Source organism: Klebsiella sp. RCJ4, assembly GCF_009025755.1.
GTDB classification, from domain to species: Bacteria; Pseudomonadota; Gammaproteobacteria; order Enterobacterales; family Enterobacteriaceae; genus Klebsiella; species Klebsiella michiganensis.
Genome location: NZ_WCIN01000011.1, coordinates 78799 through 104831, shown reverse-complemented (window position 1 = coordinate 104831; position 26033 = coordinate 78799). Strand labels below are relative to the sequence as shown.

Annotated in this window: 24 protein-coding genes; 11 read left to right on the top strand and 13 right to left on the bottom strand. The window is 55.8% G+C overall.

Going from position 1 to position 26033, the window contains the following annotated elements; genetic code table 11:
* Positions 1-56 precede the first annotated feature (56 nt).
* The 6 genes from F8562_RS03835 to F8562_RS03810 all read right to left on the bottom strand — a co-directional run bounded on the left by F8562_RS03835 (position 57) and on the right by F8562_RS03810 (position 6653).
* On the bottom strand, positions 57-899 hold the full coding sequence (locus F8562_RS03835) for a PTS system mannose/fructose/sorbose family transporter subunit IID (protein WP_014837003.1): 843 nt from the start codon (positions 897-899) through the stop codon (positions 57-59).
* Complete coding sequence (locus tag F8562_RS03830; protein ID WP_014837004.1) at positions 892-1695, bottom strand: PTS mannose/fructose/sorbose/N-acetylgalactosamine transporter subunit IIC; 804 nt, start codon at positions 1693-1695, stop codon at positions 892-894. Before F8562_RS03830 ends, F8562_RS03835 begins: the two co-directional genes overlap by 8 nt.
* 11 nt (positions 1696-1706) lie before the next feature.
* Positions 1707-2204 carry a PTS system mannose/fructose/N-acetylgalactosamine-transporter subunit IIB gene (locus F8562_RS03825; RefSeq protein WP_014837005.1) on the bottom strand — a complete coding sequence of 166 codons (498 nt, stop codon included), beginning with the start codon at positions 2202-2204 and terminating at the stop codon, positions 1707-1709.
* Positions 2205-2217: 13 nt separating this feature from the next.
* Positions 2218-3396, bottom strand: coding sequence for a glycoside hydrolase family 88 protein (locus F8562_RS03820; protein ID WP_094909523.1), 1179 nt, complete (start codon positions 3394-3396; stop codon positions 2218-2220).
* On the bottom strand, positions 3393-3875 hold the full coding sequence (locus tag F8562_RS03815; RefSeq protein ID WP_014837007.1) for a PTS sugar transporter subunit IIA: 483 nt from the start codon (positions 3873-3875) through the stop codon (positions 3393-3395). The genes F8562_RS03820 and F8562_RS03815 overlap by 4 nt, the downstream gene beginning before the upstream one ends.
* Positions 3876-4049: 174 nt before the next feature.
* Positions 4050-6653: a sigma 54-interacting transcriptional regulator gene (locus tag F8562_RS03810; RefSeq protein ID WP_014837008.1), complete on the bottom strand. Its 2604-nt coding sequence runs from the start codon at positions 6651-6653 to the stop codon at positions 4050-4052.
* A 548-nt stretch (positions 6654-7201) separates the two neighbouring features.
* Here F8562_RS03810 and F8562_RS03805 point away from each other — a divergent pair.
* From F8562_RS03805 to F8562_RS03775, 7 genes are read left to right on the top strand one after another with little or no spacing between them, the layout of a single operon-like run.
* Positions 7202-8182: a 6-phosphofructokinase gene (locus F8562_RS03805; protein ID WP_004855882.1), complete on the top strand. Its 981-nt coding sequence runs from the start codon at positions 7202-7204 to the stop codon at positions 8180-8182.
* Between the two features lie 11 nt (positions 8183-8193).
* Positions 8194-8508: a PTS sugar transporter subunit IIB gene (locus F8562_RS03800; protein WP_004855885.1), complete on the top strand. Its 315-nt coding sequence runs from the start codon at positions 8194-8196 to the stop codon at positions 8506-8508.
* Positions 8501-9868, top strand: a complete 1368-nt coding sequence (locus tag F8562_RS03795; protein WP_004855887.1) for a PTS sugar transporter subunit IIC — start codon at positions 8501-8503, stop codon at positions 9866-9868. The genes F8562_RS03800 and F8562_RS03795 overlap by 8 nt, the downstream gene beginning before the upstream one ends.
* The gene (locus tag F8562_RS03790; RefSeq protein WP_014227379.1) at positions 9855-10697 is read left to right on the top strand and encodes a class II fructose-bisphosphate aldolase; all 843 of its coding nucleotides are present in this window, start codon (positions 9855-9857) and stop codon (positions 10695-10697) included. The genes F8562_RS03795 and F8562_RS03790 overlap by 14 nt, the downstream gene beginning before the upstream one ends.
* A gap of 57 nt (positions 10698-10754) precedes the next feature.
* Positions 10755-11024 carry a hypothetical protein gene (locus tag F8562_RS03785; RefSeq protein WP_014227380.1) on the top strand — a complete coding sequence of 90 codons (270 nt, stop codon included), beginning with the start codon at positions 10755-10757 and terminating at the stop codon, positions 11022-11024.
* 9 nt (positions 11025-11033) lie between these two features.
* Complete coding sequence (locus F8562_RS03780) at positions 11034-11471, top strand: PTS sugar transporter subunit IIA (protein WP_014227381.1); 438 nt, start codon at positions 11034-11036, stop codon at positions 11469-11471.
* The gene (locus F8562_RS03775) at positions 11468-12022 is read left to right on the top strand and encodes an AAA family ATPase (protein ID WP_014837010.1); all 555 of its coding nucleotides are present in this window, start codon (positions 11468-11470) and stop codon (positions 12020-12022) included. Before F8562_RS03780 ends, F8562_RS03775 begins: the two co-directional genes overlap by 4 nt.
* A gap of 87 nt (positions 12023-12109) precedes the next feature.
* Here F8562_RS03775 and F8562_RS03770 read toward each other — a convergent pair whose 3' ends face one another.
* Both F8562_RS03770 and F8562_RS03765 read right to left on the bottom strand, forming a co-directional pair.
* Positions 12110-12433, bottom strand: coding sequence for an AzlD domain-containing protein (locus tag F8562_RS03770; protein ID WP_009653628.1), 324 nt, complete (start codon positions 12431-12433; stop codon positions 12110-12112).
* Positions 12433-13092, bottom strand: coding sequence for an AzlC family ABC transporter permease (locus F8562_RS03765; RefSeq protein WP_009653646.1), 660 nt, complete (start codon positions 13090-13092; stop codon positions 12433-12435). Before F8562_RS03765 ends, F8562_RS03770 begins: the two co-directional genes overlap by 1 nt.
* A gap of 100 nt (positions 13093-13192) precedes the next feature.
* Between F8562_RS03765 and F8562_RS03760 the strand changes: the two genes are divergently transcribed.
* Positions 13193-13741 (top strand): helix-turn-helix domain-containing protein, encoded by a 549-nt coding sequence (locus F8562_RS03760; protein ID WP_004855902.1) that lies wholly within the window; start codon positions 13193-13195, stop codon positions 13739-13741.
* Positions 13742-13799: 58 nt separating this feature from the next.
* Here F8562_RS03760 and F8562_RS03755 read toward each other — a convergent pair whose 3' ends face one another.
* The 5 genes from F8562_RS03755 to F8562_RS03735 are packed head-to-tail and all read right to left on the bottom strand — an operon-like array spanning position 13800 to position 20923.
* Positions 13800-14717: a GNAT family N-acetyltransferase gene (locus F8562_RS03755; RefSeq protein ID WP_014837011.1), complete on the bottom strand. Its 918-nt coding sequence runs from the start codon at positions 14715-14717 to the stop codon at positions 13800-13802.
* Positions 14714-16048: a phenylacetate--CoA ligase family protein gene (locus F8562_RS03750; RefSeq protein ID WP_014837012.1), complete on the bottom strand. Its 1335-nt coding sequence runs from the start codon at positions 16046-16048 to the stop codon at positions 14714-14716. Before F8562_RS03750 ends, F8562_RS03755 begins: the two co-directional genes overlap by 4 nt.
* A gap of 41 nt (positions 16049-16089) precedes the next feature.
* Positions 16090-18498, bottom strand: a complete 2409-nt coding sequence (locus tag F8562_RS03745; protein ID WP_094909524.1) for an acyl-CoA reductase — start codon at positions 18496-18498, stop codon at positions 16090-16092.
* Between the two features lies 1 nt (position 18499).
* Positions 18500-19627, bottom strand: a complete 1128-nt coding sequence (locus F8562_RS03740) for an acyl-protein synthase (protein WP_014837014.1) — start codon at positions 19625-19627, stop codon at positions 18500-18502.
* 36 nt (positions 19628-19663) lie between these two features.
* Positions 19664-20923, bottom strand: a complete 1260-nt coding sequence (locus F8562_RS03735) for an MFS transporter (protein ID WP_038423911.1) — start codon at positions 20921-20923, stop codon at positions 19664-19666.
* A 534-nt stretch (positions 20924-21457) separates the two neighbouring features.
* Between F8562_RS03735 and F8562_RS03730 the strand changes: the two genes are divergently transcribed.
* From F8562_RS03730 to F8562_RS03720, 3 genes are all read left to right on the top strand, one after another.
* Positions 21458-22453, top strand: coding sequence for a substrate-binding domain-containing protein (locus F8562_RS03730; RefSeq protein WP_014227388.1), 996 nt, complete (start codon positions 21458-21460; stop codon positions 22451-22453).
* 114 nt (positions 22454-22567) lie between these two features.
* Complete coding sequence (locus F8562_RS03725; protein WP_014837016.1) at positions 22568-24691, top strand: alpha-galactosidase; 2124 nt, start codon at positions 22568-22570, stop codon at positions 24689-24691.
* Between the two features lie 41 nt (positions 24692-24732).
* Positions 24733-25998 carry an MFS transporter gene (locus F8562_RS03720; RefSeq protein ID WP_014227390.1) on the top strand — a complete coding sequence of 422 codons (1266 nt, stop codon included), beginning with the start codon at positions 24733-24735 and terminating at the stop codon, positions 25996-25998.
* The last annotated feature ends 35 nt before the right edge of the window (positions 25999-26033 follow it).

Sequence of the window (26033 nt, the reverse complement as noted above, 5' to 3'; positions counted from 1 at the left end):
TACATATCACGAGTAAGAGGACGGCTCCCTTTTATTAAAGGGAGCCAGGAGATGGGTTAAATTATGCCAATACCCGCAGCGGCAAAGCCGAAGACAATTAGCATAATTAACACCTTATTGGGGCTGACCTTTTTATTGAGCAGCTTCAGGCAGCCCAGGACTAAAAGCAGAGGAATTAACCCGACGCAAATTTTGTCGAGGATCTCCTGCAGTACAAAGGGCTGCCCGGCGATGGTGGTTTTAAAGGTGGTGGTAAACTTCACCATGCTGGCGCTCATCGCCCCCACCATCATTAAACCCATAATTGATGAGGCTTTGGTGATACAGCTCAGCAGCCCGGACTGCGTCGCTTCGGCGATATACTTCGAGCCTAAACGGTAACCCATGACGCCGCCGTAATAGCGCAGCAGATAGCTGGGAATATTGTAAATCAGCAAGAACAGCAGCGGCCCCAGTGGATTACCCTGCGACGCCAGGCCAATGGCAATCCCGGTGGCGATAATACGCAGCACGCCGTAGAAGAAGGAATCACCGACCCCGGCAAATGGCCCCATTAAGGCCACTTTGATGCCGTTAATACTGGAGGTATCAAAGTTCGGGTTGGCGGCATTCTCTTTTTCCATCGACAGCGTCAGGCCCATAATAAAGGGCGCCAGATGCTGGTTGGTATTGAAGAACTGGCTGTTTCGCTTAAGCGACTCAAGATAACGGTGCGGGTCGTTGGCGTAGATTTTCTTCAGCATTGGCGCCAGCGCCCAGCCGTAGCTTAATCCCTCCATACGGGTGAAGTTCATCGACCCCAGCAGCGGAAACTGGCGGATAAAAAGCTGACGAAAAAGCTTTTTCTCGCTTTTATCATCGGCGTAAGCGCTAACGCTTTGTGTCTGGATATCAGTCATTGAAGAACCCATCCTTATCGTCAACTGAGGCGGACGCGGCCGCCGTTGCCGTTTGTTTATTCGCTTTAAGCTGATTGAATTCGTTAAAGCACAGATAGACCGCTACCGAGGCTGCAATAATCGCAATCCCCATAATCGGCAATTGCAGATAGGCCGCCATCGCGAAACCGATAAAGAAGAAGGCGGCGATGTTACGGTTCCACAGCGCCTTCAGCAGAATAGCGAACCCAAGCGCCGGAAGAATGCCGCCAACCGCCGTCATGCCGCGCATGACCGTACCCGGAATGCTCTCGACCAGGCTGCGGATGACCTCGGTGCCGAAGAGCACGCCAAAAAAGGCGATCAGGGCGAAGGGGATGCCGTAAAAGAAGGTCATACCGAGCGTCAAACCCAGCGCCGCACGGTCACGCCCCTGTTCCAGTAGCGCATCGTATTTTTCAACCAGAGCGGTATAGACCAGCTTCAGCACCTGATAAACAAAGACCGCCAGCAGGCTGATAGGCAGCGCCAGCGCAACGGCCACCGGCGGCTCCGCGTGGGTCAGAATCGTAAAAGCGGTTGCCAGTACTGACCCCACCGCAAGGTCGGCAGGAACCGAGCCGCCGATGGTGATGGTGCCAAGGAAAATCAGCTCCAGCGTGGCGCCGATAATAATGCCCTGTTGCAGGTCTCCCAGCGCCAGCCCCACAAGCGCGCCGCAGATGAGCGGACGTTCAATCAGCGGTTGACCCAGCGTATGGTCGGCGGTTTTCACCAGAAACATAATGACAGCAACAAGAATTGCGGAAGTTAACATAGCGACCTCGCTTAACTGGCGGCGTTATCCAGCATCTCAATCAGGTTTTTCACCGGATGAGATGGCAGGACCTGATATTCAACGGCAACGCCGCGGTCGGCGATAGCGTGGAAATCCGCCACATCTTCCGGCGTCACGTAGACGGTATCGCTAATGCGCTTTTTCGCCGCCAGGTTGTCGGTGATGCGCCCAAAGTTAGCGACGTTCAGCGTTTTTATCCCCGGCGCCTGTTCGACGAGCCGACGGGCGTCGGCGGCATTGTTAACGATCACCATAATTTTCATGGCTTCTGAACGCGGGTCGTTAAGCACATCGCCCGCGTCCTTCACCGCCATAATGGCGCACTTTGCGGTATCGGGAGCCGCCATGCGCAGCGACATTTTCTGCACTTCGTTATTCACGATCTGGTCATTGGCGACCAGGATGCGGTTCACGCCCAGATGCTTGGTCCAGACCACGGCAACCTGTCCGTGGATTAAACGATCGTCAATACGTACTAAAGAAATCATGGTGTAGCTCCAGTTAGCAAAAGTAGGGTGTCCAGATGCGGGAAAGGCGAACCAGGGCTTCGAAATAGAAGTAATCGCCCCAGAGGTTAGGTTCGTTAATGCCCATATTGCGGCCAAAGTTATAAACGCCTTCGCGCAGCAGGCCGTCCTGCGCGTGGGCAAAGTAGCGCTCGCGTAAATTGCGCATCATCAGTTCAATAGCGTTGCCGTAGGCCGGACGCAGCGGGTCGGTGAGCGGTAATAGCTTCAGCAGTTCCGCCAGACCGCAGGCCGCGATCGCCGCCGCAGAGGTATCCCGGTACTGGTTATCTTCGGCGGTAAAAATCAGATCCCAGTAGCAGACAAAATCTTCCGGTAAGCGGTTAAGAAAATAGTGCGCCAGCCGGCGGGAGAGCTCGGGCTGCCAGGCATCGCCGGTGTGGGCGTATCCCAGCGCGAAACCATAAATTCCCCACGCCTGGCCGCGCGCCCAGCAGGAGTTGTCGCTGAATCCCTGGTGCGTATCGCCGCGCAGCGGCTTGCCGTTATGAATATCCATATAGAACGTATGAAAAGTAGAGGCGTCTTCACGCACCAGATAGCGTGCCGCCTGCGCCAGATGACGGCTGGCGGCCTCGCGCCACCGTTGATTTCCGGTTTCGTTGGCGGCCCAAAATAGCAGCGGAACATTGAGATTGCAGTCGATGATCATCCGCCCCTGGCGCGCCGGGTCGTTTAAATCTCCCCAGGCCTGAATGACGCCCGCCGTGGCGTTAAAGCGGCGATAGAGCAGCTCGGCCGCGCGCAGGGCGAGTTCGCGTGCGCGCAGGTTGCCGGTGAGCTTCCAGGCGTTAACGCAGGAGAGGAGATAGAGAAAGCCCAGGTCGTGGGTATCCACTTTAATCTGCTTATCGAGACGTTCTTCAAAGCTATCGAGCAGGCTTTCCGCCACCGCCCGATATTTATCATCGCCGGTGACCTCCCAGGCGAGCCACAGCATGTCGGTCCAGAATCCCTCGGTCCAGTCGACTTTCTCTACGCTTTCATAGCGGCCCCGTGTCGCACTGGCGGCGGGAAAGGTTGCCGTAAAGCGCGGCAGCATGGCGTCGAGCTGCGTCAGCACTTCGCCGATTGCCGCGTTAAGCCAGGTATGATTTAACCTCGGCTGCGGCGAGAGATAGCGCGCATCAAGCGCTTCGAGTGCGATAGTCACGGGTTTCCCTCTTCGGCAAAAAAATCATCAATATTGTCCTGCGTTTTGTGCTGCGCAGCCTGGCGCGCCGCGATGATTTCCGGCAACTGATTCATGTACTGCATCGCCCCGCTGGCGGCGGCGACGGCATCCTGAAGCCGCTGCGCGGTTTCAACGTGTTCCGACATGCAAAACTCCATCAGCATAATCAGGCTGGCGCCGCTGATGACGTGCGCGTGGGGATATTTGACCATCATCTGTACGGCGGTATTGTTGACGCTCCCGCCGGGCATATCGGTAAACAGCACCAGCTCATTGCCGCGACCGGCCGCCTGCCGGGCGATAGCGTCAAAGCGGATGGCCAGTTCAGCCGTTGACTCAATTTCACCGCAGTAGGCGCAGACGGGCGTGACGCCATGGTCGTCGCCAATCAGCAGATTTAATGCCGACACTATCCCTTCTGCGTAGCGGCCATGGGTTGCGATGTACATCTCTCGCATTGCATATTCCTTCATCTTTTCAGGTATCTGAAAATGAAATAGCAATCAGCGTGCCATGTTTTTATATGTATGTTTTTAAATGATAAAAACGGATTTTTGGACGCTTTTTGCAGTGTTGAATGGGCAGTTTATTCAGTGTCGACAGGTTTGCCAGCCGACGCTGGCAACGGGGGGTTAATGGTCGGGGTCAAAGGCGATCCACGGCTCCATGATTTCATAAATCATCAGCACTTCGGTAAGCGGCAGGGTGATATTATATTTGCGGTTCAGGGCCTGGAAAAAGGTGTCGTGGACGGCGACAAACGCCTGCTGCGCCAGCGTCAGCTCCGCCTCTTCCCGGTGGCGCACGCCGTTGTTGACCATTACCCGCTCGATCATCAGGGCGATATGCATAAACAGATTGATGCGCAGATAGCTTTCAAAATGGATTTTGTAGAAGGCTTCATACTGCTTAATGACCGCTTCGACTTCATCAATAATCACCACCGGATTGAGGAAGTTAAGGCGGCTGGCGACGCCTTCGACGGTAAACAGCTTGACCACTTCATCAATCATGGGCTCCAGGCCGCCTTCCATCAGCAGGCCGTTGAAGTAGTCGCGTTTTAACACCCGCGTCTTTTCTTTAATCAGCTGCTCTACGCTAAGTAGCGGAATATACCCGGCTTCCAGATCGGTGGTGGTAATGATCAACCGCGTGCCGTTCAGCGCCGGGTCGGCGTGGGCGATTTTCCACTTCAGGTCGTCATACTCCATCGTAATAATGTCGATCTCCTCCTGTGCCAGGAAGCGCTGAACGATATCCTTCAGCTTGCGGGAGATCCCTTCGCCGGAGATGCAGGAGATAATGATTTTATTGCCCGGCAACACGCCCGCGTAGTAGCGCGTTTCCACCTCGTACGCGCCTTTGGCGCTCTCAATAATCGCCTCCATCGACAGCTTATCCTGAATTTTGGCCGCAATATCCAGCGCCATGGCCGTACTGACGTTGTTGATAACCAACAGTTCGCCGTGCAGGTGGAGCTTAATCTCTTCGTAGATCTCTTTTAGCGACCCCATATCCACCAGAATAATCAGCCCCGCGCCTTGTTTAAGGCGGGAAACGTGGGCAATCAGCAGGTCGATGATCTCTCTGGTGGACGTCGCGTTCGCCATGTCGAAGGCTTTAAAGTAGTAGCCGCCGGTGAGCTGGTTGGCGATCCCGGCGATGCTCGACGCCGTGGCGCGACCGTGGGACACGATAATGCCCTGAATCGGATCGTCTTCGCCGGCGAGGGTGTGAAAAGCGCAGCTTAGCAGCGGCTGAAGCAGGGGGAGCGGCTGCCGGGTGACATGTTTGCTCAGCAAAGCGAGGCATTCTTCGGCCAGCAGCCGTGCCTTAGCGGAAACATAATCGGAAATGGTTTGCAGTTCGCCTGGGTCGAGCGCCTCCTCCGGAGCATGCAGCGCATAGCTCAGGCAGAGCCAGACCGCCTTGCGGATCTCCGGGCTACAGGAGATGCCGGTCAGGCTCTCCAGCTCCTCCAGCGCGTGAATGGTGTTCTGCCAGATATAGCCGCTGTACAGCGACTCGGCGGAGACCGCGCCGCTGACGGTAGTCAGCAGCTGTTCTACTTTGCGATTCAGCAACAGCACGTTACCGCTGTGGCAAAAGTCGCGAAAAATCACCTCATCGCGCATCGCTTTGGGCAGCAGCTGGCTGACATTCAGCGCATCTTCATGCGCGCTGGCGGCAATACGGATTATTTCACCGCCGGACGCCGGGCCGCGTAGCGTGATGACGTCAGCCTCACGATTCTCGCTCCAGGCGCTGGCGCACATCACTTTAATCTGATTTTTTAACTCGCCAATATTGCCGCGCACCGGGGAGGTGACCAGCTGATGCATCAGCTGATTATCGAGATGGATATCCCGACGCAGGCTGCGCGCTTCCTGCTGCAAAAAGTGGCTGACCTGAGTGACGCGCTCGGTCAGCGGGCGCGAAATATAGTTGGGCAGCGTGACGCGCACCGGGATGCGGCGACGGAAGGTGTTAAGCAGGACGGTATCGATATTTTCCGTGGTGGCGAAGATAAAGCGCAGCGACGCCGGATGGCGCGTACGGTTATCGCCAAGACGGTAGAAATATCCTTTATCCATATACAGAAACAGTTTTTCCTGGTTCTCTGCCGAGAGACGATGCACTTCATCGAGAAACAGAAATCCGCCATCGGCGTCATCAAAGGCGCCGCGTTTCTCGCGGTCAGCGCCGGTGAAAGCGCCGCGGGTATAGCCGAAAAGGGTTGCCGAAAGCAGCTCCGGATTGTTGGCGTAATCGGCGCAGTTAAGCTCAACGAAGGGTTTGTCCGCTGCGATAACCCCGCGCTCGAGAGCGTACTGATAAATCAGCATCGCCAGATGGCTTTTGCCGACGCCGCTCTCCCCGGAGAGCAGGACAGGCAAACCGTCACCGGGATAGTCCACCGCCGAGCGGCACAGCGCGACGGCGTCGGCCAGGCTCCCGTGCGCGCCAATCAGCGGCTGAAAGGCGTCGTGCTTTTTCGACACTATGCGAGATGGCTGAATCTTTTCCCCACCGTTTTGCTGCACATAGAAGCGCACCGGACGGGTGTTTTCTTTACGCAGGTAACCGTCATCGCACAGCCTGTTGAGGTAATGGCTGATAACGCTGCGGTTAACCTGCATAAAGTCCGCACAGTCCTGAGCCGTGAATCCTGCGGGTTTCCGTGCGTAGTGGGTGACTATTTTCTGGAATAATTTTTCTTTTGCCGACAGCGCCATTCTTCAATGCCCCGGATAGAGTAGAAAATAGCGTCGATTTAATTTCGACACTAGACACTACTGCTTTTATTAGACACTGAGTACTTTCTACGGCATTAGATAAAAATGAAACCATGTTTTGATTAGAATGTGATGGAGATCGCCACAGATTTTATAGGATGTAAAAGCAGGCGACGCACTTGCGAACGCCAGAAGAGCGCTGTTGCCCGAACCGCGTGATACGCGAGTCGTGAACCTTCCTGACGCAAAAAAATGCGCTATTTATCACATTTCTGCTTTTTCATCATCGCTGAGTTTATGGGAGAAAACAGGCAGCCCACCCGCGCAATTATCGCTTCAAGCAACTTAATGATCTTAAAGAAAATAAAAAGATAATTGTTAAGACGATCTCATTTTATAAAAGAGATATGCATCACAAAAAATGAGGAAATAAACCCACTGTCAATATTAGGCTCGGAGGAATTTATCAGCATATTGTGATCTCTATTGCAAATAACGGTCTTGAACTCAGGGAAAAATGTGGGCAAGCAAAGCAACGGAGACAGGCAATGAAAATTGGCATGGTTATTAGCGGCGGCGATGTTTCTGGAATTAATAATTTTATATTCCAGATAGCCAGACTGGCGAGTGCCGATATCACCCTTTTTAATGGCGGAATACCCGGACTGCTGGATAAAAATCATCACGAGGTCGCCTGGCGCGATCTGGTTGATTTCTCCATTGCCTCTATTCCGATCATCACCTCCGGGCGAACCAGCCGCAGGCTGCTGCGCAGTGAATATGAAACCATAGCTAAAAAAATTAAATCACTGCGCATTGATGTGCTGATTATGGCCGGCGGCGACGGCAGCCTGCAGTTTCTCAATACGCTGAGCGAATTTGATATTAACTGCTTTGGCGTCGGGATGACTATCGATAATGATGTGTACGGCAGCGATTATACCATTGGTTTTTCCACCGCCTGCGAGCAGATTATTAAGGAAGTTTCCCGGTTAAGAAATACCGGAAGAGCATTACCGGGCCGCGTCTTTATGGTCGAAATATTAGGAGGCTATTGTGGAGAGTTAACGCTGCAATCCGCGATTAAATCGAATGCTGATATCGCCCTGATTCCGGAATCGCAGATGCCGTTAGAAACGCTGGCCGAGCGGGTGAAGCATAAGCTGACACAGCAGAACAGCGTGGTGATCCTGTGCTCTGAAGGCTACACCAGGGAGTACTCCCCCGGCTTTCAGGGGGCTATTGATACCATGATTAAGCAGCTTGAACCACAAATTGGCGTGCGTATTCGTAAAACCATCGTAGGCTACGGTTTGCGCAATGGCGATCCGACCTGCGAAGAAATTTACCAGGGCACGATTATGGCCAGTGAAGTGGTTCGCTGTATTCAGTCAGGGATGAAAAATAAAGCCATCATAATTAATTCAAGCAACAAACCTATTCCGATTGATTTAGTTAGTATGAAAAAACGTCTGGTCGACACTGAAGGACATCATTATAAACTTGCCAAACAACTCAATATTATTTGAGGAGACCCTACATGCTGAAAATTCTATGCGTATGTGGCTGCGGCCTCGGTTCAAGCTTTGCCATTGAAATGACGGCGAAGGCGGTTTTAAAGAAGCTGGAGATTCCCGCACAGATTGAACATACCACTATTTCCGAAGCCGGGGCGTTTAAATCAGATATGATTCTGACGCAGAAAACCTTCGCCGATATATTAACGGCGGATGCCAGCGCGGAGGAAATTAAACGCGTGGTGGTACTGCATAAGCTCACGGATAAAGATGAGATTGAAGCTAAGATCGTCGCATTCTTAAAAGAGCGTAACCTGAAGGTAGCGGACTATGAATAGCTTTGTAGAGTTTATCGTTAAAGATTTACTCGGCCAGGCTTCAATATTAATTGCATTTATTGCGATGCTGGGCCTCATTCTGCAAAAAAAATCAGCGGGCAAAACGGCGGAGGGGACGTTTAAAACGCTGCTCGGTTTCTTAATTATGATGGCCGGCATCAACATTATTGTCGCCACGCTAACGTTCCTTAACGATATCTTCACGCAGGGATTCGGCATGAAAGGCTACATTACCGATGTCGCCGCCATCGCTGGATTAGCCAACCGTGAATTAGGTTCCGAAGTCGCGCTGACCCTGATGGTGATTTTTGCCGTCAATATCATTATCGCCCGTCTGACGCCGCTGAAATATATCTTTTTGACCGGCCAGGCGCTGCTGTGGATGGCGACCATCGGCGCGGTGATTGGCTATAAAGCCGGGCTGACCGGACTGCCGCTGATTTTAACCGGCGGTATTTTCGGCGGCGTGATGGCGGTACTGATGCCCGCCCTGGCGCAGCCGGTCGTCAGGCGCATCACCGGTTCCGATGACGTGGCGCTGGGGCATTTCTGCACTATCGGCTATCTGGTGCAGGCGGCGGTGGCTAAAGTGGTGGGTAAAGGTTCCCGCTCAACGGAAGATCTTGAATTACCGGATAACTTTAAGTTCCTCCAGGACACCTATCTCGCGATGGCGGTGGTGATGGTGCCGATGTACCTCATTCCCGCGATTGCGGCGGGCCCGGAATATATCGCTCAGTTCTCCAACGGCATTAACTACCTGATGTACGCCTTTATGCAGTCCATTCAGTTTGTGGCGGGGGTATTCGTTCTCTACAGCGGCGTGCGCCTGTTGCTCAACGAGCTGGTGCCGGCATTTCGCGGGATTGCGATGCGCATTGTCCCGGACGCTAAGCCTGCGCTCGATTGCCCGGTGCTGTTCCCGTATGCGCCCAATGCGGTGATCGTCGGCTTCCTGGCGACGACCGTCGGCTCCATCATCGGCATGCTGGTGTTCCCGATGTTTGGCCTGGCGATGATCCTGCCCGGTCTGTTAACCAACTTTTTTGCCGGCGGTACGGCGGGCGTCTTCGGTAACGCGCTGGGCGGCCGCCGCGGGGCGATGATTGGCGGCGTCATTCACGGCCTGTTTATCACCTTCCTGCCCGCCATTTTGGTACCGATGCTGGAAAGCTACGGTTTTACCGGCGTCACCTTCAGCGATTCGGACGTTATTAGTTCCGGTCTGGTATTAGGCCACGCCTTCCAGAACAACTGGCTCTTTGTCGCCTTGTTCATTGTTTTTGTTGCCGCACTGGCATGGTTCGTAAACGGTAAATCAGCGAAGCCGAAAGGGGAAAATGTTCATGAGTCTGTATAACTTCAACGCTATTCTGAAAATTGCGCAGGAAAGAGATTTTAAAGCCATTGGCTCATTTAATTTGCACTGTATTGAAATGCTGCCCGCCTTTTTTAAAGCGGCGCAACAAAGCGATAGCCCATTAATGATTCAAATCTCTACCGGGACGGCGGAATATCTCGGCTATCGTTTACTGGTGGATGCGGTTCGTTCATTAGCGGAAAGTGAAAACGTGCCGACCTGCCTGCACCTGGATCACTGCTCTGATATCAGCGCCATTGAAACGGCCATGGATGCCGGATTTTCATCGGTGATGTACGACGGCTCCCATCTGGATCTGGAAGAGAATATTGGCAATACCCGCATCGTGGTGGAAATGGCGCGCCCGCGGAATATCACGGTAGAAGGCGAGCTGGGGGCGATCGGCGGATCGGAAGATGGCAAAGCCGTGGCCGCGGAGGATATCTGCTTCACCACGGTGGAGGACGCCAAACGCTTTGTGGAGGAGACGCAGGTGGATATGCTGGCGGTCTCCGTGGGCACGGTGCACGGCCTGTATACCGGTAAGGCGCAAATTCAGCACCAGCGGCTGAAAGAGATTAGCGCCGCGACCGGCGTGCCGTTAGTGCTGCACGGCGGCACCGGCGTCAGCGATGAAGATATGCGCCTGGCCGTCACTGAAGGTATCAACAAGGTGAACGTCGGCACTGAAATGAATGTGCAGTGGGTCGATCAATGTAAAAGCACGTTTGAAAAAGGCAAAGTGAACGACAGCGTGCGCAAATTTTTAATTCCGGCGAATAACGCGGTCACCCATGTATTAATGGAAAAAATCGCTCTGTTTAAATAAACGCATATTTTTAAACCGTATTCCGTTGCCTTGCTGTCCGTCGGGGAGGAGCTCGCTATGTTTGAATCTTTGAAAACGCTGTGGAAAAAAGAGAATCAACCCCCGCAGGATTATGACGAACAGTCTCGCCAGCTGGCGGGGGAAATTGCCAGGCTGGAAGGCGAGTTACGGGGCAACCCGGCTAATGGCGAAGTGCAGAAAGCATTAATGCTGATATATAACCGGGCGCTGTCGGTCTATGCCAAAAGTCATACGCATCGCGAGGAAATCGATGCGCTTTTTATGCGCATTGATGAGTTACGTAACATTATTCGCCATAATATATAGGAAGTGATAATGACGATAAAAGAACTGCTGATTGAGGCCGATGCTATTCAGGTCGGCGTCACGGAGTCCGACTGGCAGAAGGTGATCCAGCTGGCGGCCAGCCCGCTGGTTGCAAAAGGCTATATCTCGGCAGATTACGGCCAGGCGGTGATCGATAATACCCTGCATCATGGCGCCTATTACGTGTTTGATGAAGGTGTCGCCATCCCTCACGCCAGGCCGGAATGTGGCGTCAAACGCAACTGCTTTAGCCTTGTGGTGTTGAATAAGCCGATTCAATTTGCCGATAGCGAGAAGGCGGATATCGTCATTATGTTCGGCGCGCAGGACAGCAATGCCCATATTGAAGAGGGGATTCGGGCGATTGTCGCTCTGCTTGATAATAACGAGACCATGGCGAAGCTGCGGGCCGCCAGCAGCAGAGAGGAGGTCGTCGCGTTGTTATGAACAGACATCTCACACCCGGCTGCAAAACGGTGATTTTAATTAACGGCATTCCCGCATCGGGTAAAAGCACCGTCACCCGGCAGCTATCGGCAGCGTTTAATCTGCCGCATCTGACTATAGACGGTATTAAAGAGCCGTTTATGGCGTGCTTTACCGGGATCGACCGGACCTTCAACCGGCAGCTGGGCTGCGCCGCGTATGAAGTCATCTGGTCGATCGTCGGCCAGTCGCCGGCAGGCTGTATCTGGCTCATTGACGCCTGGTTTGGCTTTCAACCGCGCGACACGCTACAGCAGCTGCTGCAACGCGCGGGCGTAGAGAAAGTGCTGGAGGTCTGGAACCACATCTCGCCTGAGCTTGCGGTGTCGCGCTATGCCAGCCGGTTGCAGGATCGTAAGCCGGGGCACCCGGGCGAGGAGTATCTTCCGGAACTGGCGCAGCTGGCGCAGCAGGCGGAACCGATGCGGCTGGGGCCGGTGTTTACCGTGGATCAGCACAAGCCGCTGGATATGGCGTCCGCTACCCGTTGGATTGAAGCACAAATAGCGTAAGCCCTTAAGGGCAGCTGCCCGGCGGCGCTTCGCTGGCACGGCCTACAATTGCATAACAACATGATGTTTCGCGTTTCGTAGGCCGGATCAGGCGACGCCCGCCATCCGCAGCAGCGCCGTCGCCACGGCGGCGGCGATAATCACCACGATCAGCGGCATCTTACGCCAGGCGAGGAACACCGCCAGGCCCACGCCCAGCACCCGCGCCATCCCGGCAAAATGTTCGCCTTCGTAAAAGGTGGTCGCCAGCGCCACGGAAAAGAGCAGCACCGTCGCCGCATCGGAGAGCAGGGCCTGGGCGCGCTCGGAAAACGCCAGCCGGCTGCCGAGCTTCGCCCCGCCTAAACGCATTAAGTAGGTGCCCAGCGACAGAATCGCAATACCGGCGATAAATAGCGTCATATTGCCCATTATTTTTTCCTCGTCAGCAGGCCAAACAGCGACAGCAAAACCGGCAGGCCAACCGGTGCGAAAGGAACGGCGGCCAGCGACAGGGCCGCTCCGCTGCAGGCGCGGATCAGGGTGGTGCGGTTTTTAAAGGCCGGCACCACCAGCGCCAGCAGAATCGCCGGGAATACCGCATCGAGGCCAATGGTTTCCGGGGCCGGGAGCAGTTTGCCGACCCCCGCGCCCAGGAGCGCCCCCAACGGCCAGATCAGCGCCACGCCCAGGCCGCACAGCCAGTAGGCGGCCCGCCGCTGCTCGGGGGTTTTCTGCGACAGACCAAACACCACGCTTTCATCGTTCATAATATGGCAGCCGAGGAAGCTGGCGGCGCGCTGGCCGACCAGGTCGCGAACCGTCACGCCGAAGGGAATATGCCGCGCGTTGACCAGCAAACCGGCCGCCGCTGCCGCCAGCGGGTTGCCGCCGCTGGCGACAATGCCGATAAACATAAACTCTGAGGCTCCCGCCAGGACGCAAACCGAAAGCACAAAGGGGACCCAAATCGGGAAGCCGTAGGCGACGGCCAGCGAACCGTAGGACATCCCGACGATGCCTACCGCGAGGCAGACTAAAACAATTGCTCTGAGGGTGTCACCTTTAAGCGTGGCGAAGTGTTGTTTCATACTCTTTAGCCATATCGAACGAATTTCCATTATAATGAACGCAACAGAATCGCATTTCAAGACGAACGAAACGTTCGTTATAAAAAACACGGAGGGCTGTATGACTCAGCCAATTAGCCTGATTGCCAAAAGCCTGGTGCGGGAACGCGCGCGCACCGGTCTTTCCCTTGCCGAAGTTGCGCGACGGGCGGGAATCGCCAAATCAACGTTATCGCAGCTGGAGTCCGGCAACGGTAACCCGAGCCTGGAAACCCTCTGGGCGCTGTGCGTGGCCCTCGATATTCCCTTTGCCCGGCTGCTGGAGCCGCAGGTGAATACCACCCAGGTGATCCGCCGCGGCGAGGGAACGAAAGTGATCGCCGAGCAGGCAAACTATCAGGCGATTTTACTGGCCGCCTGCCCGCCGGGCGCGCGGCGCGATATCTATCTCCTGCTGACCCAGCCGGGCGCGGACCGCATTTCCCACCCTCATCCGCCGGGTTCGGTGGAGCATATTATTGTCACCCAGGGGCGCGCGCGCGTCGGCCTGACGGAAGCGCCGGAAGAGCTGGGGGAGGGAGATTACATCTGCTATCCCGCCGATCGGGAGCACGTTTTCCAGGCGCTGGAGCCGGATACCCAGGCGCTGCTGGTCGCCGAGCAGAACTAGTCAGGCCCGACACTGGGCCTTCGGTGTGCCAAAAACAGGCGTCAGATAAAAGGGATTGTCAGGCGCGCGCGTTATGATTGATATCGCCATCGGCCGTTTTCTGCAGGGCAATAGCGATAGGGCAGGAGAGGTCGAGCTGTCGGGGATGATAGCCGCGCTGCAGCAGCCAGAACCACTCGCCTCCGGCCGCTGGCTCCAGCCCCATATCGGTAAAACCTGCTCGCCGCAGCCTGGGTCGTAGCGACATCAGCGCGCCATCTACGCGCGCCCGGATATAAATCAGTTTACGGGCCGGCAGGCGGGAAATCTCGTCGACCATCTGTTGCGTTGATATATTCATCGTGACGTCCACCCGATCATCACAAAGGGCAATTTCAACGGGGGCTGCGTAAGTTTCCCTGGCGGGCGGGATCTGCGCCGCGCCAAATTTTTCCTTTAGCAAGTTTATCCAACCATCATCGCGGCTATCATCCGCGGTGAGCGGGACGGGGCGTGGCTGCAAGGGTAATACGCCGAGGATAATGCTTTCACGCAGGCCGGATTGAAAGGGGGAGGGGACGTAATCTCTGAGCAACCCCGTTGAGTAAAAGCCCAGCCTCTGCGCCAGGCGCTGCGAGTGTGGATGGCTGGATACCATTTTGATGGTTAGCGTGCCCAGGCCAAGCCTGCTTGCGGCAAGACGCAAATATTCCCCCAGTTGGGTGGCTACGCCCCGGTTTCTGAAGGCGGGGTGCACCGCGAACATGGCCAGTTCGGCCGTCTGCTTATCCGCGTGGTGCCACCATAAGGCGGCATGCCCGATGATGATGCCATTCTGTTCGGCTATCGCGCTGTGCCATTCGTCCCGGGCGTTGCGCCAGCCAATCAGGCTGGGCATATAGATATCAGGATAGACATAGCGATCGCCGTAAACCGTGCGAAATAAGGCGCTGATGCCTTCGCCGTCTTGTCGCTGGAACGCTCTGATTTCAATCATTTCACCGCCTCCTGCGCGAGGTAGGCGCGTTTGTCGATCACCCGCTGCAGCTTACCTGTTCGGGTATTGCGGATAAGTTCCGCCTGGCTGCACCAGTGAACCTGAACGCACAGCTGGCCGGCAGCCTGTAGTTCTGCGAGAGCGTGATCCCTGGCGAGTAATTGACCGCAGAGCCTGTCGGCCTGCTGCCGGGTACCGGAAAAGGCGATACGTAAGCTCAAACGATCCCGGTTATCGGCGTGCTCCAGCATCAGCTGCCACTGCTGATGCCCTATCTCTTCCGTAATAAGGGCCGCTATTTCATCAGGAAACAGCGAGGCGTAACCTACCCGCAAGCGGTGCCCGAGGCTACTGCGTCCCTGCAAAATAAACTTGCGATGTTTGCTTCCCGGAGGTTCACGCCAGGCGGCCAAATCGCCTACCGGATAGCGAATCAGCGGCATCAGCGTGCGCGTAAGGCTGGTGACCACCAGCATTCCGGAACGATTGATTTCGTCGATCGGCTCGCCCGTCGCTTCATCAATAATTTCCACGATAGTTTCGGGTTCAAAGACCCGATGCTCGTCCGCCAGGCAATCCGGCGTGCTGAGTCCGATAAGCCCGGCATCCACGCAGGCGCAGCCGATAGAAGCAATACGGGCGTTGGGAAAGGTGGATTTCAGCAGCTGTAGCTGTTCAGTAAAAAGACTCTCGCTGCCGTAAAGGATGGTCTCGATACCGGGCAGACGGTGGTTTTTTCCAGCGAGCTCTGCCGCATATTGCAGCAGCATCGCCGGGACGCCCACCAGTACGTTGATATCGTGCTGGACGATCTGTTCGGTGAGGGTGTGCGGTTCAAGCGATCCGGTGAAAGGGTACTCGCATACCGGTATCGACATGTGCGAAAGCGCGCCGTGGATAAATAAGAAGCTCGCGTACAAATCACCGGCGAAAAATAAATTTGCCACGCGCGCGCCTGGCTTGAGCTGGCTGGAGAGGCTGCGGCCAAAACTGGTGACGAACGCACGCCACTCCTGGCGGGAAAAAACCGACAGCTTGCCGCCGCCGGTGGTACCGCCGGTCTTAAAGACAATACCGTCCTCCACCGGCCCGGTGAGGACGGGCCAGTTTTTCAGGCCCTGGCTCCCCTCCCAGTAGCGTTCGGGATTAATAAGCGGCAGGTCCTTCAGCTGCCAGCCGCGGGTGGCGAGATGGCGATAGTGTTCGGCATAGAAAGGCGAGCGGCAGCGAACCCTCTCGACAAGCTGTTCGAGACCCGGTGGGCTTACGGCCACTTCTTCCGTTTGGGTGGATTGCGGATCAAGGCGACCCATCATCTTTGCTGTTGTCATATTCAAATATCCTTATTGTGAACCGATCGGCGGGAGTGCGCTCAACGGCGTTTATCAATGACCAGCGGCGTCTTGCCGCTTTGCGGATGCCGTTCAAATTCGCTGAACGGGCGGCTGGTCACGGCTAACTCCAGCAAATGGGCGTCCAATGCCATTTTGAGCTCAGGGTCGGTGCAGACCCGCTGTTTGACGGTATCAATATTGCCGTCGGTGAAGATGTTGATGCATTCGAGCCCGCTGCGCGGGTTATGTTGAAGAATCAATTGAACAGGGGCAGCGGCGAGCGTTGCCAGCCGCTGGGGCTGAATAAACATCGTGCCGATACGCACCAGGCTGCCGTGGCGGCCTAAAAGTTCAAAGCGGGGGCTGGGGGCGCCGCAGGGGCATTCGCCCGGCAGCCAACGACCCATATCGCCGATGTCATAACGAATAACCTTCTGACCTTCGCGGGCCGTCGAGGTAAAGAGCAGGCGGCCGGCATCGCCGGGCGCGACGGGCCGATCGTCGAGCGGGTCGACAATCTCCAGCCATTGAATATCCGTCATCAGGTGAAACACGCCATCCGGGCAATGCGTACAGGCATGTCCCAGCGGCCCGGCATCAACCGAACCATACAGCGCCGAGCGAATGGTTTTCACCCCGAAACCATGAATATAGTCACGCTGGGCGACGCCCATATGTTCGCCGCCCAGCAGCAGTTTCTGAATACCGCCGTAGTCGCGCAGAATGGCCTCTTCTCGCGTAAAGAGCTGATACAGCGTGCTTGGCATACCAATGAGCGTGGTAACGCCCTGATTCACAATAGTTCGGGCGATCTCGTGATAGTCATCATCATGGGGGCCGCCCATGGGAAGATGGGTCACTTCAAGCATTTCCAGTAGGGTGAAGAAGCTGAGTAAACCACCGTAGAGATTGCCCGCGTACATCAGATTGAGCACTTTGTCGTGGGCGGGATCCAGCCCGGCGGCGAACATGCCTGCGGCGGCGGCCTGCATCTGGCGGCGATAGTCGCGATAGGTAAACCCGGCGAGTTTAGGCACGCCGCTGCTGCCGCCGCTGCGAAAGAAAAGCTGGGCGCTGGGCCGCATCGCGTGCTGTAAGAATGCCGTTTTATCCATAATCGGCTGCTGCGCCGTCAGCATCGGCGGCGGCGGGTTCGGATCGAGCGTGGCCTGCTGCGGCAGGACATCGGCATCCAGCGTCACGGTGACGCGACGAGCCAGCTGGCTTAAGGCGTAAACGCCGTCATGCGGTTCGCCGTGATAGCTGTCATGCATTTTACCGACGGGGGTAATTCGATTGACGCCGGCTGCCAGCAGCAGTTGGCTGAGGGGGATTCTGTCCCGATCGGCGGCAACCAGCCCGCAGGTTTGCAGGTGGGTTCGCCAGGGGCGCAGCGTTTGCATCACTTTATTTTGCGGTAGCGGCCGCAGCAGGACGGTTCGGAACAGCGGTGAAGGCGTTATGGCCGAGGTGTGTTGCTGAATGATGCGCCAGCCGTCTCCTGCCAGCAGAGCGTTGTCAGCCCCGGCAAATACGGCGTCCAGCTGCGCGAAGGCGACGGCGCGGGTGATATCCGCCGCCGCCTTTTCATCGGGCATTAACGGTTGCCACCGTGCGTGACGGCGCCGCATGGCCTCTGCCAGTCTTCCGCCAATATCCTGCAATACCGCCGAATCATCGCTATCAACAAAAACGATTTGCGGGCTGGAACAGGCCTGCTGGTCAAAACAGCAAACGTCATCCGCCAGCGCGAGAAGGCTTTCTTCATTAACGGCATCCGGTTGTAGCCAGGCAAAGCTGATTTTATGTCCCCAGGGGATCCAGCGACACCCGCCAGGGAGCTGTTGACGAATCGCCTCGAGGGCGGTATCGCCACCCCAGGCCGATATACCATCGGCGTGGGTAAGCAGCAGGGAAAGGCGCGTGGTTTCGACGGGAACCACGGCGACGAAGTTAGCCAGCTGGTCAGTTAAATCGCAGCGGATAAACGCCCGTAGCAGATCGATTGTCATTCCTTGTTCGCTGGCGCTTGGGCGCAGCCAGTTAATATTCCCGACCAGCAGGCTCTCTATTATTGCGAAGAAGGGAAGCAGTTCCGCATTGGCTGGGGTGACATGCACCACGACGCCCAAAGGACGCCAGCCTTCAAACTGCGGTTCACGGTAGTTAATGCGGCGCACGGAAAAGGGGTTATCCCCCAGCTCATGCTCGAGCTTTTGGCGCAGCGCGTCAGGTTGGCAAAACTTTCTCACCTCTTCCCGATAAGCCGGGCCCAGTTGGGGAAGGAAAGCGTGGTCTTTTAGCTGTTCGATAAAACGCCCGGCGCAGGCAAGCACGGTTTCCGGACGCGGCGGTTGGCCCAGCGCGCTATCCAGCCCGCTCGTCAACATGGCGATGGCCTCTTCTGGCGTGAGCGAGGAATAGTTTTTTCCCTGAATGAAATACATATTAATTTCCCTTAATCAGTTCTGACGCCGCCAGTGCGCAGCTACGTGCTTTGCTATGGCTGGCCCGGCCCAGCAGCTCAAACCAATCGGTTGTCACACCGCATCCGCACTCTTCGGCGCGGTGCAATTGTGCTAGATCGCTCATGACCACGCTGTGCGCAGGGCAGGAGGTGATATAAGGCGACACAAACTGTATAAAACCGCGCTGCCCATAATCTTTCACCGCCAGAGAGGCGGTATCGCGGATCCAGGCGCGGGAATAAACGGGAATATGGAAATGGTGATGCGCGCATTCAATGTAGGGCACGCAGTGCTCCACGGAACCATAGCCGTCGCGGCATCGGCTATCGGGGATCCCGAGCTGTTGGGTCAGCCGCGCATAGAACGCGGATTTAGGGATTTCACGGTCGGCATGCGTTTTCCAGCCGCCGCCGAAAAAGGCCAGCGATTGATGATGAAGCTGGAGCGGCGGTAGCTGCATTTCTCGCATCCGTTCAAGTATGAACCACATAAATGCCGGGAAACCCAGGATTCGTACCGGTAACCCCTCTTCAGCAAACTCCTGTAAAGCGCGAATCACGCCGAAAGGGTCGAACTCATGCCCGCTCCCGGTGTGACGCAGCGCGTAAACGGCGCGTTTGACCGGCGCGTATTTACACAAGAACTGGTCGGTAAAAGAGGTGCCAAGCGTGATGATATCGGCGGGTTCGTAGCTGAGGAGCAGGTAGTTGCAGGGCGCATCGGGCGTTTCCCAGCCATAATGGCGGAAAATGCGATCGACCATTCCCTGGGCGGCTCCGATACTGCGCGCATCATAGCGCATTCGACTTTTCTGCCCGCTGGTACCGGAAGAGGTGAGTTCAAGCGCATCCTCACCGGAGCGGCCGATCGGCAGATTCTGTTTGAAATAGTCGGCAAAGATCGGCGGCAGCTGCGACCACGAATCTATATTGGCCGCATCTGCCGGAATATTGTGGCGGGCCAGCCACTGGCGGTAGCCCGGCGTATTCATAACATGAAATGCAACGATTTCACGCATGGCTTCATCAAAGAGCCGTTGTGAATCGCTATCTTCATGATAAGGGCTGTCGAGTGCGCAGAGGGCATCGACGCAGGATAAAGTGTCCATTTTATTCATCCTTAATAAAAAGTCGTCCGTGAGTGATTAATGGCCTGAAGCTGTTATTTTCGTTTTACTCCTCTTCTGCCGGGTGAATATATTAACGATAATGAATAATGCTGCCAGCATCGGAATAGTGGCCGCGATAATATATGCGCTGAGGCTGTCGCCGGCGCCCAATCCGGCCATTAACGCCCCCCCGAGGCTAAAAATAGCGACGGAAATCATGCCTATCATTGCCGATACTGAACCTTTTCCATGCTCGCTGGAAAATAACGTGAGGCGATACAGAGTGGCGTTGCAAATGCCCAGGCCAAAAGCATAAATAGCCATGCCGATAATCAGCGCAATAATATTTTGCCATATTAGCGTCATGACCAGCGCCAGCATAATGCCGATAAATACGGGAGACAGTGAAAAGTATAATAACTGCTCCGGCTTAAATTTTTCAGCGGTAACGTTAAGGACGATATTCCCCGCAATCAACGCCGCAAAAACAGGTAATTGCCATAGCGCGTACTCCAGCATGCTCATTTTTAGATGATGCACCAGCAGCAGCGGGGAGAGCGCGATCCACGCCATCAGAGGCAGCCCGACGAGGCCAAGCGCAACGCTGCCGGATATACAGCGTGGGTTCGTAAACAAATCGCCATAAGCACGCGCGAGGGTTTTTACCTCGAGCGGCTGACATTCAATTTTACTGCCATCCTGGCGTACGACGCCGATCGTCTCCGGCATCCAGCGTAGCAAACCGAACCAGGTGAGCGCCGCCATCAGCGCGATAGCAATAAAAAGCGTGCGCCATGACAGGTATGCAAGCACAACGCTACCGACCAAAGGGCCAAACAGCGGCGACAGCAGCGCGATATTGGCAAACAGGGCAATTAAGCGGATCGCATCCGATTCGTTGAATGCTTCCTGCAGGGCCGGATAGCTCACCACCACCACAAACCCCAAACCTATTCCCTGAATAAACCGCAGGAGAGTAAAAACCTGGATATTGTCTACCCATGGCGTGGCCAGGCAGGAAACAGAAAAAAGCGCACAGCCGATGAGTAATAAAGGCCTGCGGCCAAATCTATCCGACGCCGGTCCAATAAGCCACTGAAAGCTGACGCCGCCAAGTAAATAGGCATTAAGTGACCACGGTACGTAATGCGGTTGAGCATTTAAATCTTTAATAACCGTTAGCATTCCCGGCATTACTACATCGCTGGCGACATAAGTTAACAGCTCGAATGTTGAAAGAAATAAACAGAAAAATAAAGCGTGCCGTGAAGAAACAGGCAGTAGTGAGTTATACATAAAACCCTGTTATTAACATATTCCATTATTTTGCTTTTATATCACTCCCTCTTTTTAAAAACTTTTATCAAGTGATTCTTAGTTGATAAATATCAATGAACAGACCGTGTTCATGTTTGTTTTAACTGCGAATTATAATTCCGATACATACTTCATATTTTAATTAAAAATAAATCGAATGATTTATGGGGATTAAATGTACGTTTTCCAGACGTTGCGTTATTTTTCCAGGGTTGAGCGATTAACTCATTCATCTATCAACCATATGATTTGTATAGGGTAAACCTGTCGGATTCAAATATATTCAGCTTGGTGAATCACAGCGCATCTTCGTCTCTTTCTTATGGGGAAGGGGGCGTTTAATTTACCGCCACGTTGAATAAACGGTCTTGCTGCCTCTCATTTCGTTGTGACGTATCATCAGGCGCCGAGGGCGGCGGTGTTCAGGTATTGCCGCGCGGCGTCGCTCTTGCTGGACGCCATGCCCGTATTGCGGGACACTAGCCGCATTCTCCCGCGAAGACAGGGATACTTATGTCGCTGAAAGCCATTGCTAAAGAACTTGGGATCTCGGTAACGACCGTCAGCCGTGCGCTAAACGGCTATGATGACGTGTCGCAGGAGACGCGCGCCCGCGTGGAGGCCGAAGCCCAGCGCCGTGGATATCGGCCAAATACTTTCGCCCGCCGCCTGAAAATGGGCAAAATCGACGCCGTTGGCCTCGTTTTCCCCGTGCGTCCCGCGCCGTTGAATAACAACGTCTTTCTCGAAATGGTGGGAGAAATCAGTCACGAGCTGGCGCGCTATGAGATTGATTTACTGCTGATTGCCGACGATGAACAGGCCGATAAGCACGGCTATATGCGTATGGTGCAGAGTCGTCGCGTCGATGCGCTGATCGTGGCCCATACCCTGGACGACGACCCGCGCCTGATTCAGCTGCTCTCTTCCGGCTTTCCTTTTCTCGCCCTGGGGCGCAGCCGCCTGCCGCAGCCCTACGCCTGGTTTGATTTCGATAACCAGGCGGGAACGTACCGCGCCACCCGTCATCTGATTAGCCAGGGGCATCAGCGCATCGCGCTGCTGAGCGAAAATAACAATCAGGCGTTTATTACCCAGCGCCGCAACGGTTACCTGCAGGCGCTGCGCGAAGCGGGCCTGGCGGAAACCTGGCTGCGCAGCGTACCGCCCACCCGCCGCGGCGGGTTTCAGGCAACGATGGAACTGCTGCGCTTGCCTGAACCGCCAACGGCGATTGTCACCGATTGCAACACCCACGGCGACGGCGCGGCGATGGCCCTGGCTCAGCTCGGACGCCTCACCGGCGCCGATCGCGTCTCGCTGGTGGTTTACGACGGCTTGCCGCAGGACAGCATCATCGAAACCCCGGTGGGCGCGGTGGTTCAGTCCACCCGGCAGGGCGTGGGCCGCCAGATTGCCACCATGGTCCGCCGCTTAATCGCCGGCGAGGATCTGGCCTCTCTCCAGGTGCTCTGGCAGCCTGAATTTATTCCTGGCGAAACCGCCTGATTCCCCTCCCGTCAGATTAATTTCCTGAACTCGATCACGGATCCGAAACGTTTTGGTTGGCATCCGAAACGTTTCGGATCAACAGTAAGGCATTCCTTGTTGTGGAGATGTCTCATGTCTGATTCGATTTTACGTCTGCAAAGCGCAGCGGCTGATGTGGTGATCAAAACCCGTCCGTTCGCCGAAATTATCTACTGGGGGCCGCATTTAAGCCACTTTACGCCGCAGGATGCGGCCAGCATCGCCCGCCCGGTGGCCAATGGCCGCCTCGACGTCGATTCCCCGGTGACCTTGATGGCCGAACTGGGCCACGGCCTGTTTGGCGCGCCGGGCATTGAAGGCCACCGCCAGGGGCTGGATGCCTCACCGATGTTTACCACGACCGAGGTGGTGCAGGATGGGCAGAATTTAACTCTTCTCAGCGAAGACGCGCAGGCGGGCCTGCGGCTGTGCAGTGAAATTCAGCTTGATAGCAGCGGCGTGCTCAGCGTTCGTCATGGTTTAACCAACCTGCGCCCGCAGCCGTGGCAGGTGGACCGCCTGGCGGTCACGCTGCCGGTCGCCGAGCGCGCCCGCGAAGTCATGGCCTTTCATGGCCGCTGGATCCGCGAATTTCAGCCCCATCGTCTGACCCTTGAACACGACAGCTTTGTGCTGGAAAACCGTCGTGGACGCACTTCTCACGAACATTTTCCGGCGCTGATTACCGGCAGCCGTGCTTTTAGCGAGATGCAGGGCGAAGTGTGGGGCGTGCATTTGGGCTGGAGCGGTAACCACCGCCTGCGGGCGGAAGTGAAAACCGACGGTCGCCGCTATCTGCAGGCGGAAGCGCTCTATCTGGCGGGAGAAATGGCGCTGGCGGAAGGGGAAACGCTGTGGACGCCGAACCTCTACGCCAGCTATTCGGCGCAGGGGCTGAACGGCATGAGCCAGCAGTTCCACCGCTATCTGCGCGAACAGATTATTCGCTTCCCGGACAACAAACCGCGTCCGGTGCATCTCAATACCTGGGAAGGGATCTATTTCGACCACGACCCGCAGTACATCATGCGCATGGCGGATGAGGCGGCGGAGCTGGGCGTGGAGCGCTTTATCATTGATGACGGCTGGTTTAAAGGGCGCAACGACGACTGGGCGGCGCTCGGCGACTGGTATCTTGATGAGAAAAAATATCCTGACGGTCTGACGCCGGTTATCGACCACGTGAAGTCGCTGGGGATGGAGTTCGGCATTTGGGTTGAGCCAGAGATGATTAACCCGAACTCCGATCTCTACCGCGCCCATCCCGACTGGCTGCTGGCGCTGCCGGGCTATACGCCGCTGCCCGGGCGTCATCAGTTTGTCCTGAACCTGAATATCCCCGAAGCCTTTGATTATCTGCTGGAACGGATGAGCTGGCTGCTGGGCGAGCACGCGGTGGACTATGTGAAGTGGGATATGAATCGCGAGCTGGTGCAGCCTGCCCATAACGGCAAAGCCGCCGCCGATGCGCAAACTCGCCAGTTCTATCGCCTGCTGGATACGCTGGTGGCCCGCTTCCCGCATATTGAATTTGAATCCTGCTCCTCCGGCGGCGGGCGTATCGATTATGAAGTGCTGAAGCGCAGCCATCGCTTCTGGGCTTCCGACAATAACGATGCTCTTGAGCGCAACACCATCCAGCGCGGCATGAGCTACTTCTTCCCGCCGGAAGTAATGGGCGCGCACATCGGCAACCGCCGCTGCCACGCCACCTTCCGCCAGCACAGCATTGCGTTTCGCGGCCTGACGGCGCTGTTCGGTCATATGGGGCTTGAGCTGGATCCGGTGACCGCCGATGAGCAGGAGCGCGCGGGCTATCGCAAATACGCGGCGCTGCATAAGCAGTGGCGCGATGTCATTCATCACGGCGTGCAGTGGCGTATCGATATGCCGGACGCCACTACCCTCGCGCACGGCGTGGTGAGCGAGGATCGGCATCGGGCGATTTTCCTCGTCAGCCAGCTGGCGATGCCGGACTACACCCTGATGGCGCCGCTGCGCGTGGCGGGGCTGGAAGCGGGCGCCCGTTATGAGGTGACGCTGCTCGACCATCCCGATATTCAGATTACGGGAGAGGGCGGCCATACCATGCGTAAGCTGCCGGAATGGATGACGACGCCGCAGACCGTCAGCGGTGAGTGGTTGCAACAGGCGGGGCTGGCGCTGCCAGTCCTCGATCCGGAAAGCGCCATTTTGATTGGCCTGCAACGCGTGTAATGACGACGGGCCGCGCGTCGGCCCTTTTTGAGGAATACACCATGAACCCGACCGTCTGTACCCATAAAAACAACCCCAATTTCTGGATTTTCGGGCTGTTCTTCTTTCTCTATTTTTTCATCATGGCCACTTGCTTTCCGTTTCTGCCGATCTGGCTATCGGACGTCATCGGCCTGAATAAAACCGAGACCGGCATTGTTTTCTCCAGCCTGTCGCTGTTTGCCATCTGTTTTCAGCCGATACTGGGCGTGATCTCCGATAAGCTGGGGCTGAAAAAGCATCTGATGTGGATCGTGACGGTGCTGCTGGTGCTGATCGCGCCCTTTTTCCTGTACGTTTTTGCACCGCTGCTGAAAACCAATATCTGGCTCGGCGCGCTGAGCGGCGGGGCCTACATCGGCTTTGTGTTCTCTGCCGGCGCCGGGGCGATGGAAGCCTATATTGAACGCGTGAGCCGCAACAGCGGGTTTGAGTACGGCAAAGCGCGGACTTTTGGCTGCCTCGGCTGGGCGCTGTGCGCCACCACGGCGGGGATGCTGTTCAGCGTTAACCCCGAGTGGGTGTTCTGGATGGGGTCGGCCGCCGCGCTGGTACTGGTCGTGCTGGTGGCCATTGCGAAACCGCAGGCCAGCCAGACCGCACAGGTGATGGATTCTTTAGGTGCCAATCGCCCGGCGGTGGATTTAAAAACTGCCGTGGGCATGTTCCGCCAGCGCAAAATGTGGATGTTTATTCTGTACGTCATCGGCGTCGCCTGCGTCTATGACGTTTTCGATCAGCAGTTTGCCACCTTCTTTAAATCCTTCTTTGCTACCCCGGAATCGGGCACCCGCGCCTTCGGTTTTGCGACCACCGCCGGGGAAATATGTAACGCGATTATTATGTTCAGCTCGCCGTGGATTATTAACCGCATCGGCGCGAAGAATACCCTGCTGATTGCTGGCATGGTGATGGCGGCAAGGATGATCGGGTCATCGTTCGCCACGACGGCCGCTGAAGTGGTGGCGCTGAAAATGCTCCATGCGCTGGAAGTCCCGTTCCTGCTGGTAGGCGCGTTTAAATATATTACCGGCGTGTTTGACGTCCGCCTGTCGGCGACGATTTACCTGGTTGGCTTCCAGTTTTCCAAACAGGTGGCGGCGATCTTCCTCTCCGCATTTGCCGGGAATATGTATGACCGTATCGGTTTCCAGGATACCTATATGATCCTTGGCGGCATTGCGCTGAGCGTCACGCTAATCTCCGCCTTTACCTTATCGGGTAAGGCAACGTCGGAAAAGATGAGCGATAGCGCGATGACGGTTTAGAAAACAGTCCGATAATTCACAAGGATGTGATTGAT

Bases quoted from the DNA above. Each gene is read 5' to 3' on its own strand.
- F8562_RS03810 (WP_014837008.1), bottom strand. From the start codon at position 6,653: ATGGCGCTGTCGGCAAAAGAAAAATTATTCCAGAAAATAGTCACCCAC.
- F8562_RS03750 (WP_014837012.1), bottom strand. From the start codon at position 16,048: ATGACAACAGCAAAGATGATGGGTCGCCTTGATCCGCAATCCACCCAA.
- F8562_RS03825 (WP_014837005.1), bottom strand. From the start codon at position 2,204: ATGATTTCTTTAGTACGTATTGACGATCGTTTAATCCACGGACAGGTT.
- F8562_RS03795 (WP_004855887.1), top strand. From the start codon at position 8,501: ATGAATAGCTTTGTAGAGTTTATCGTTAAAGATTTACTCGGCCAGGCT.
- F8562_RS03835 (WP_014837003.1), bottom strand. From the start codon at position 899: ATGACTGATATCCAGACACAAAGCGTTAGCGCTTACGCCGATGATAAA.
- F8562_RS03745 (WP_094909524.1), bottom strand. From the start codon at position 18,498: ATGTATTTCATTCAGGGAAAAAACTATTCCTCGCTCACGCCAGAAGAG.
- F8562_RS03755 (WP_014837011.1), bottom strand. From the start codon at position 14,717: ATGATTGAAATCAGAGCGTTCCAGCGACAAGACGGCGAAGGCATCAGC.
- F8562_RS03780 (WP_014227381.1), top strand. From the start codon at position 11,034: ATGACGATAAAAGAACTGCTGATTGAGGCCGATGCTATTCAGGTCGGC.
- F8562_RS03785 (WP_014227380.1), top strand. From the start codon at position 10,755: ATGTTTGAATCTTTGAAAACGCTGTGGAAAAAAGAGAATCAACCCCCG.
- F8562_RS03805 (WP_004855882.1), top strand. From the start codon at position 7,202: ATGAAAATTGGCATGGTTATTAGCGGCGGCGATGTTTCTGGAATTAAT.
- F8562_RS03830 (WP_014837004.1), bottom strand. From the start codon at position 1,695: ATGTTAACTTCCGCAATTCTTGTTGCTGTCATTATGTTTCTGGTGAAA.
- F8562_RS03770 (WP_009653628.1), bottom strand. From the start codon at position 12,433: ATGGGCAATATGACGCTATTTATCGCCGGTATTGCGATTCTGTCGCTG.
- F8562_RS03730 (WP_014227388.1), top strand. From the start codon at position 21,458: ATGTCGCTGAAAGCCATTGCTAAAGAACTTGGGATCTCGGTAACGACC.
- F8562_RS03760 (WP_004855902.1), top strand. From the start codon at position 13,193: ATGACTCAGCCAATTAGCCTGATTGCCAAAAGCCTGGTGCGGGAACGC.
- F8562_RS03790 (WP_014227379.1), top strand. From the start codon at position 9,855: ATGAGTCTGTATAACTTCAACGCTATTCTGAAAATTGCGCAGGAAAGA.
- F8562_RS03815 (WP_014837007.1), bottom strand. From the start codon at position 3,875: ATGCGAGAGATGTACATCGCAACCCATGGCCGCTACGCAGAAGGGATA.
- F8562_RS03725 (WP_014837016.1), top strand. From the start codon at position 22,568: ATGTCTGATTCGATTTTACGTCTGCAAAGCGCAGCGGCTGATGTGGTG.
- F8562_RS03800 (WP_004855885.1), top strand. From the start codon at position 8,194: ATGCTGAAAATTCTATGCGTATGTGGCTGCGGCCTCGGTTCAAGCTTT.
- F8562_RS03775 (WP_014837010.1), top strand. From the start codon at position 11,468: ATGAACAGACATCTCACACCCGGCTGCAAAACGGTGATTTTAATTAAC.
- F8562_RS03720 (WP_014227390.1), top strand. From the start codon at position 24,733: ATGAACCCGACCGTCTGTACCCATAAAAACAACCCCAATTTCTGGATT.
- F8562_RS03740 (WP_014837014.1), bottom strand. From the start codon at position 19,627: ATGGACACTTTATCCTGCGTCGATGCCCTCTGCGCACTCGACAGCCCT.
- F8562_RS03735 (WP_038423911.1), bottom strand. From the start codon at position 20,923: ATGTATAACTCACTACTGCCTGTTTCTTCACGGCACGCTTTATTTTTC.
- F8562_RS03765 (WP_009653646.1), bottom strand. From the start codon at position 13,092: ATGAAACAACACTTCGCCACGCTTAAAGGTGACACCCTCAGAGCAATT.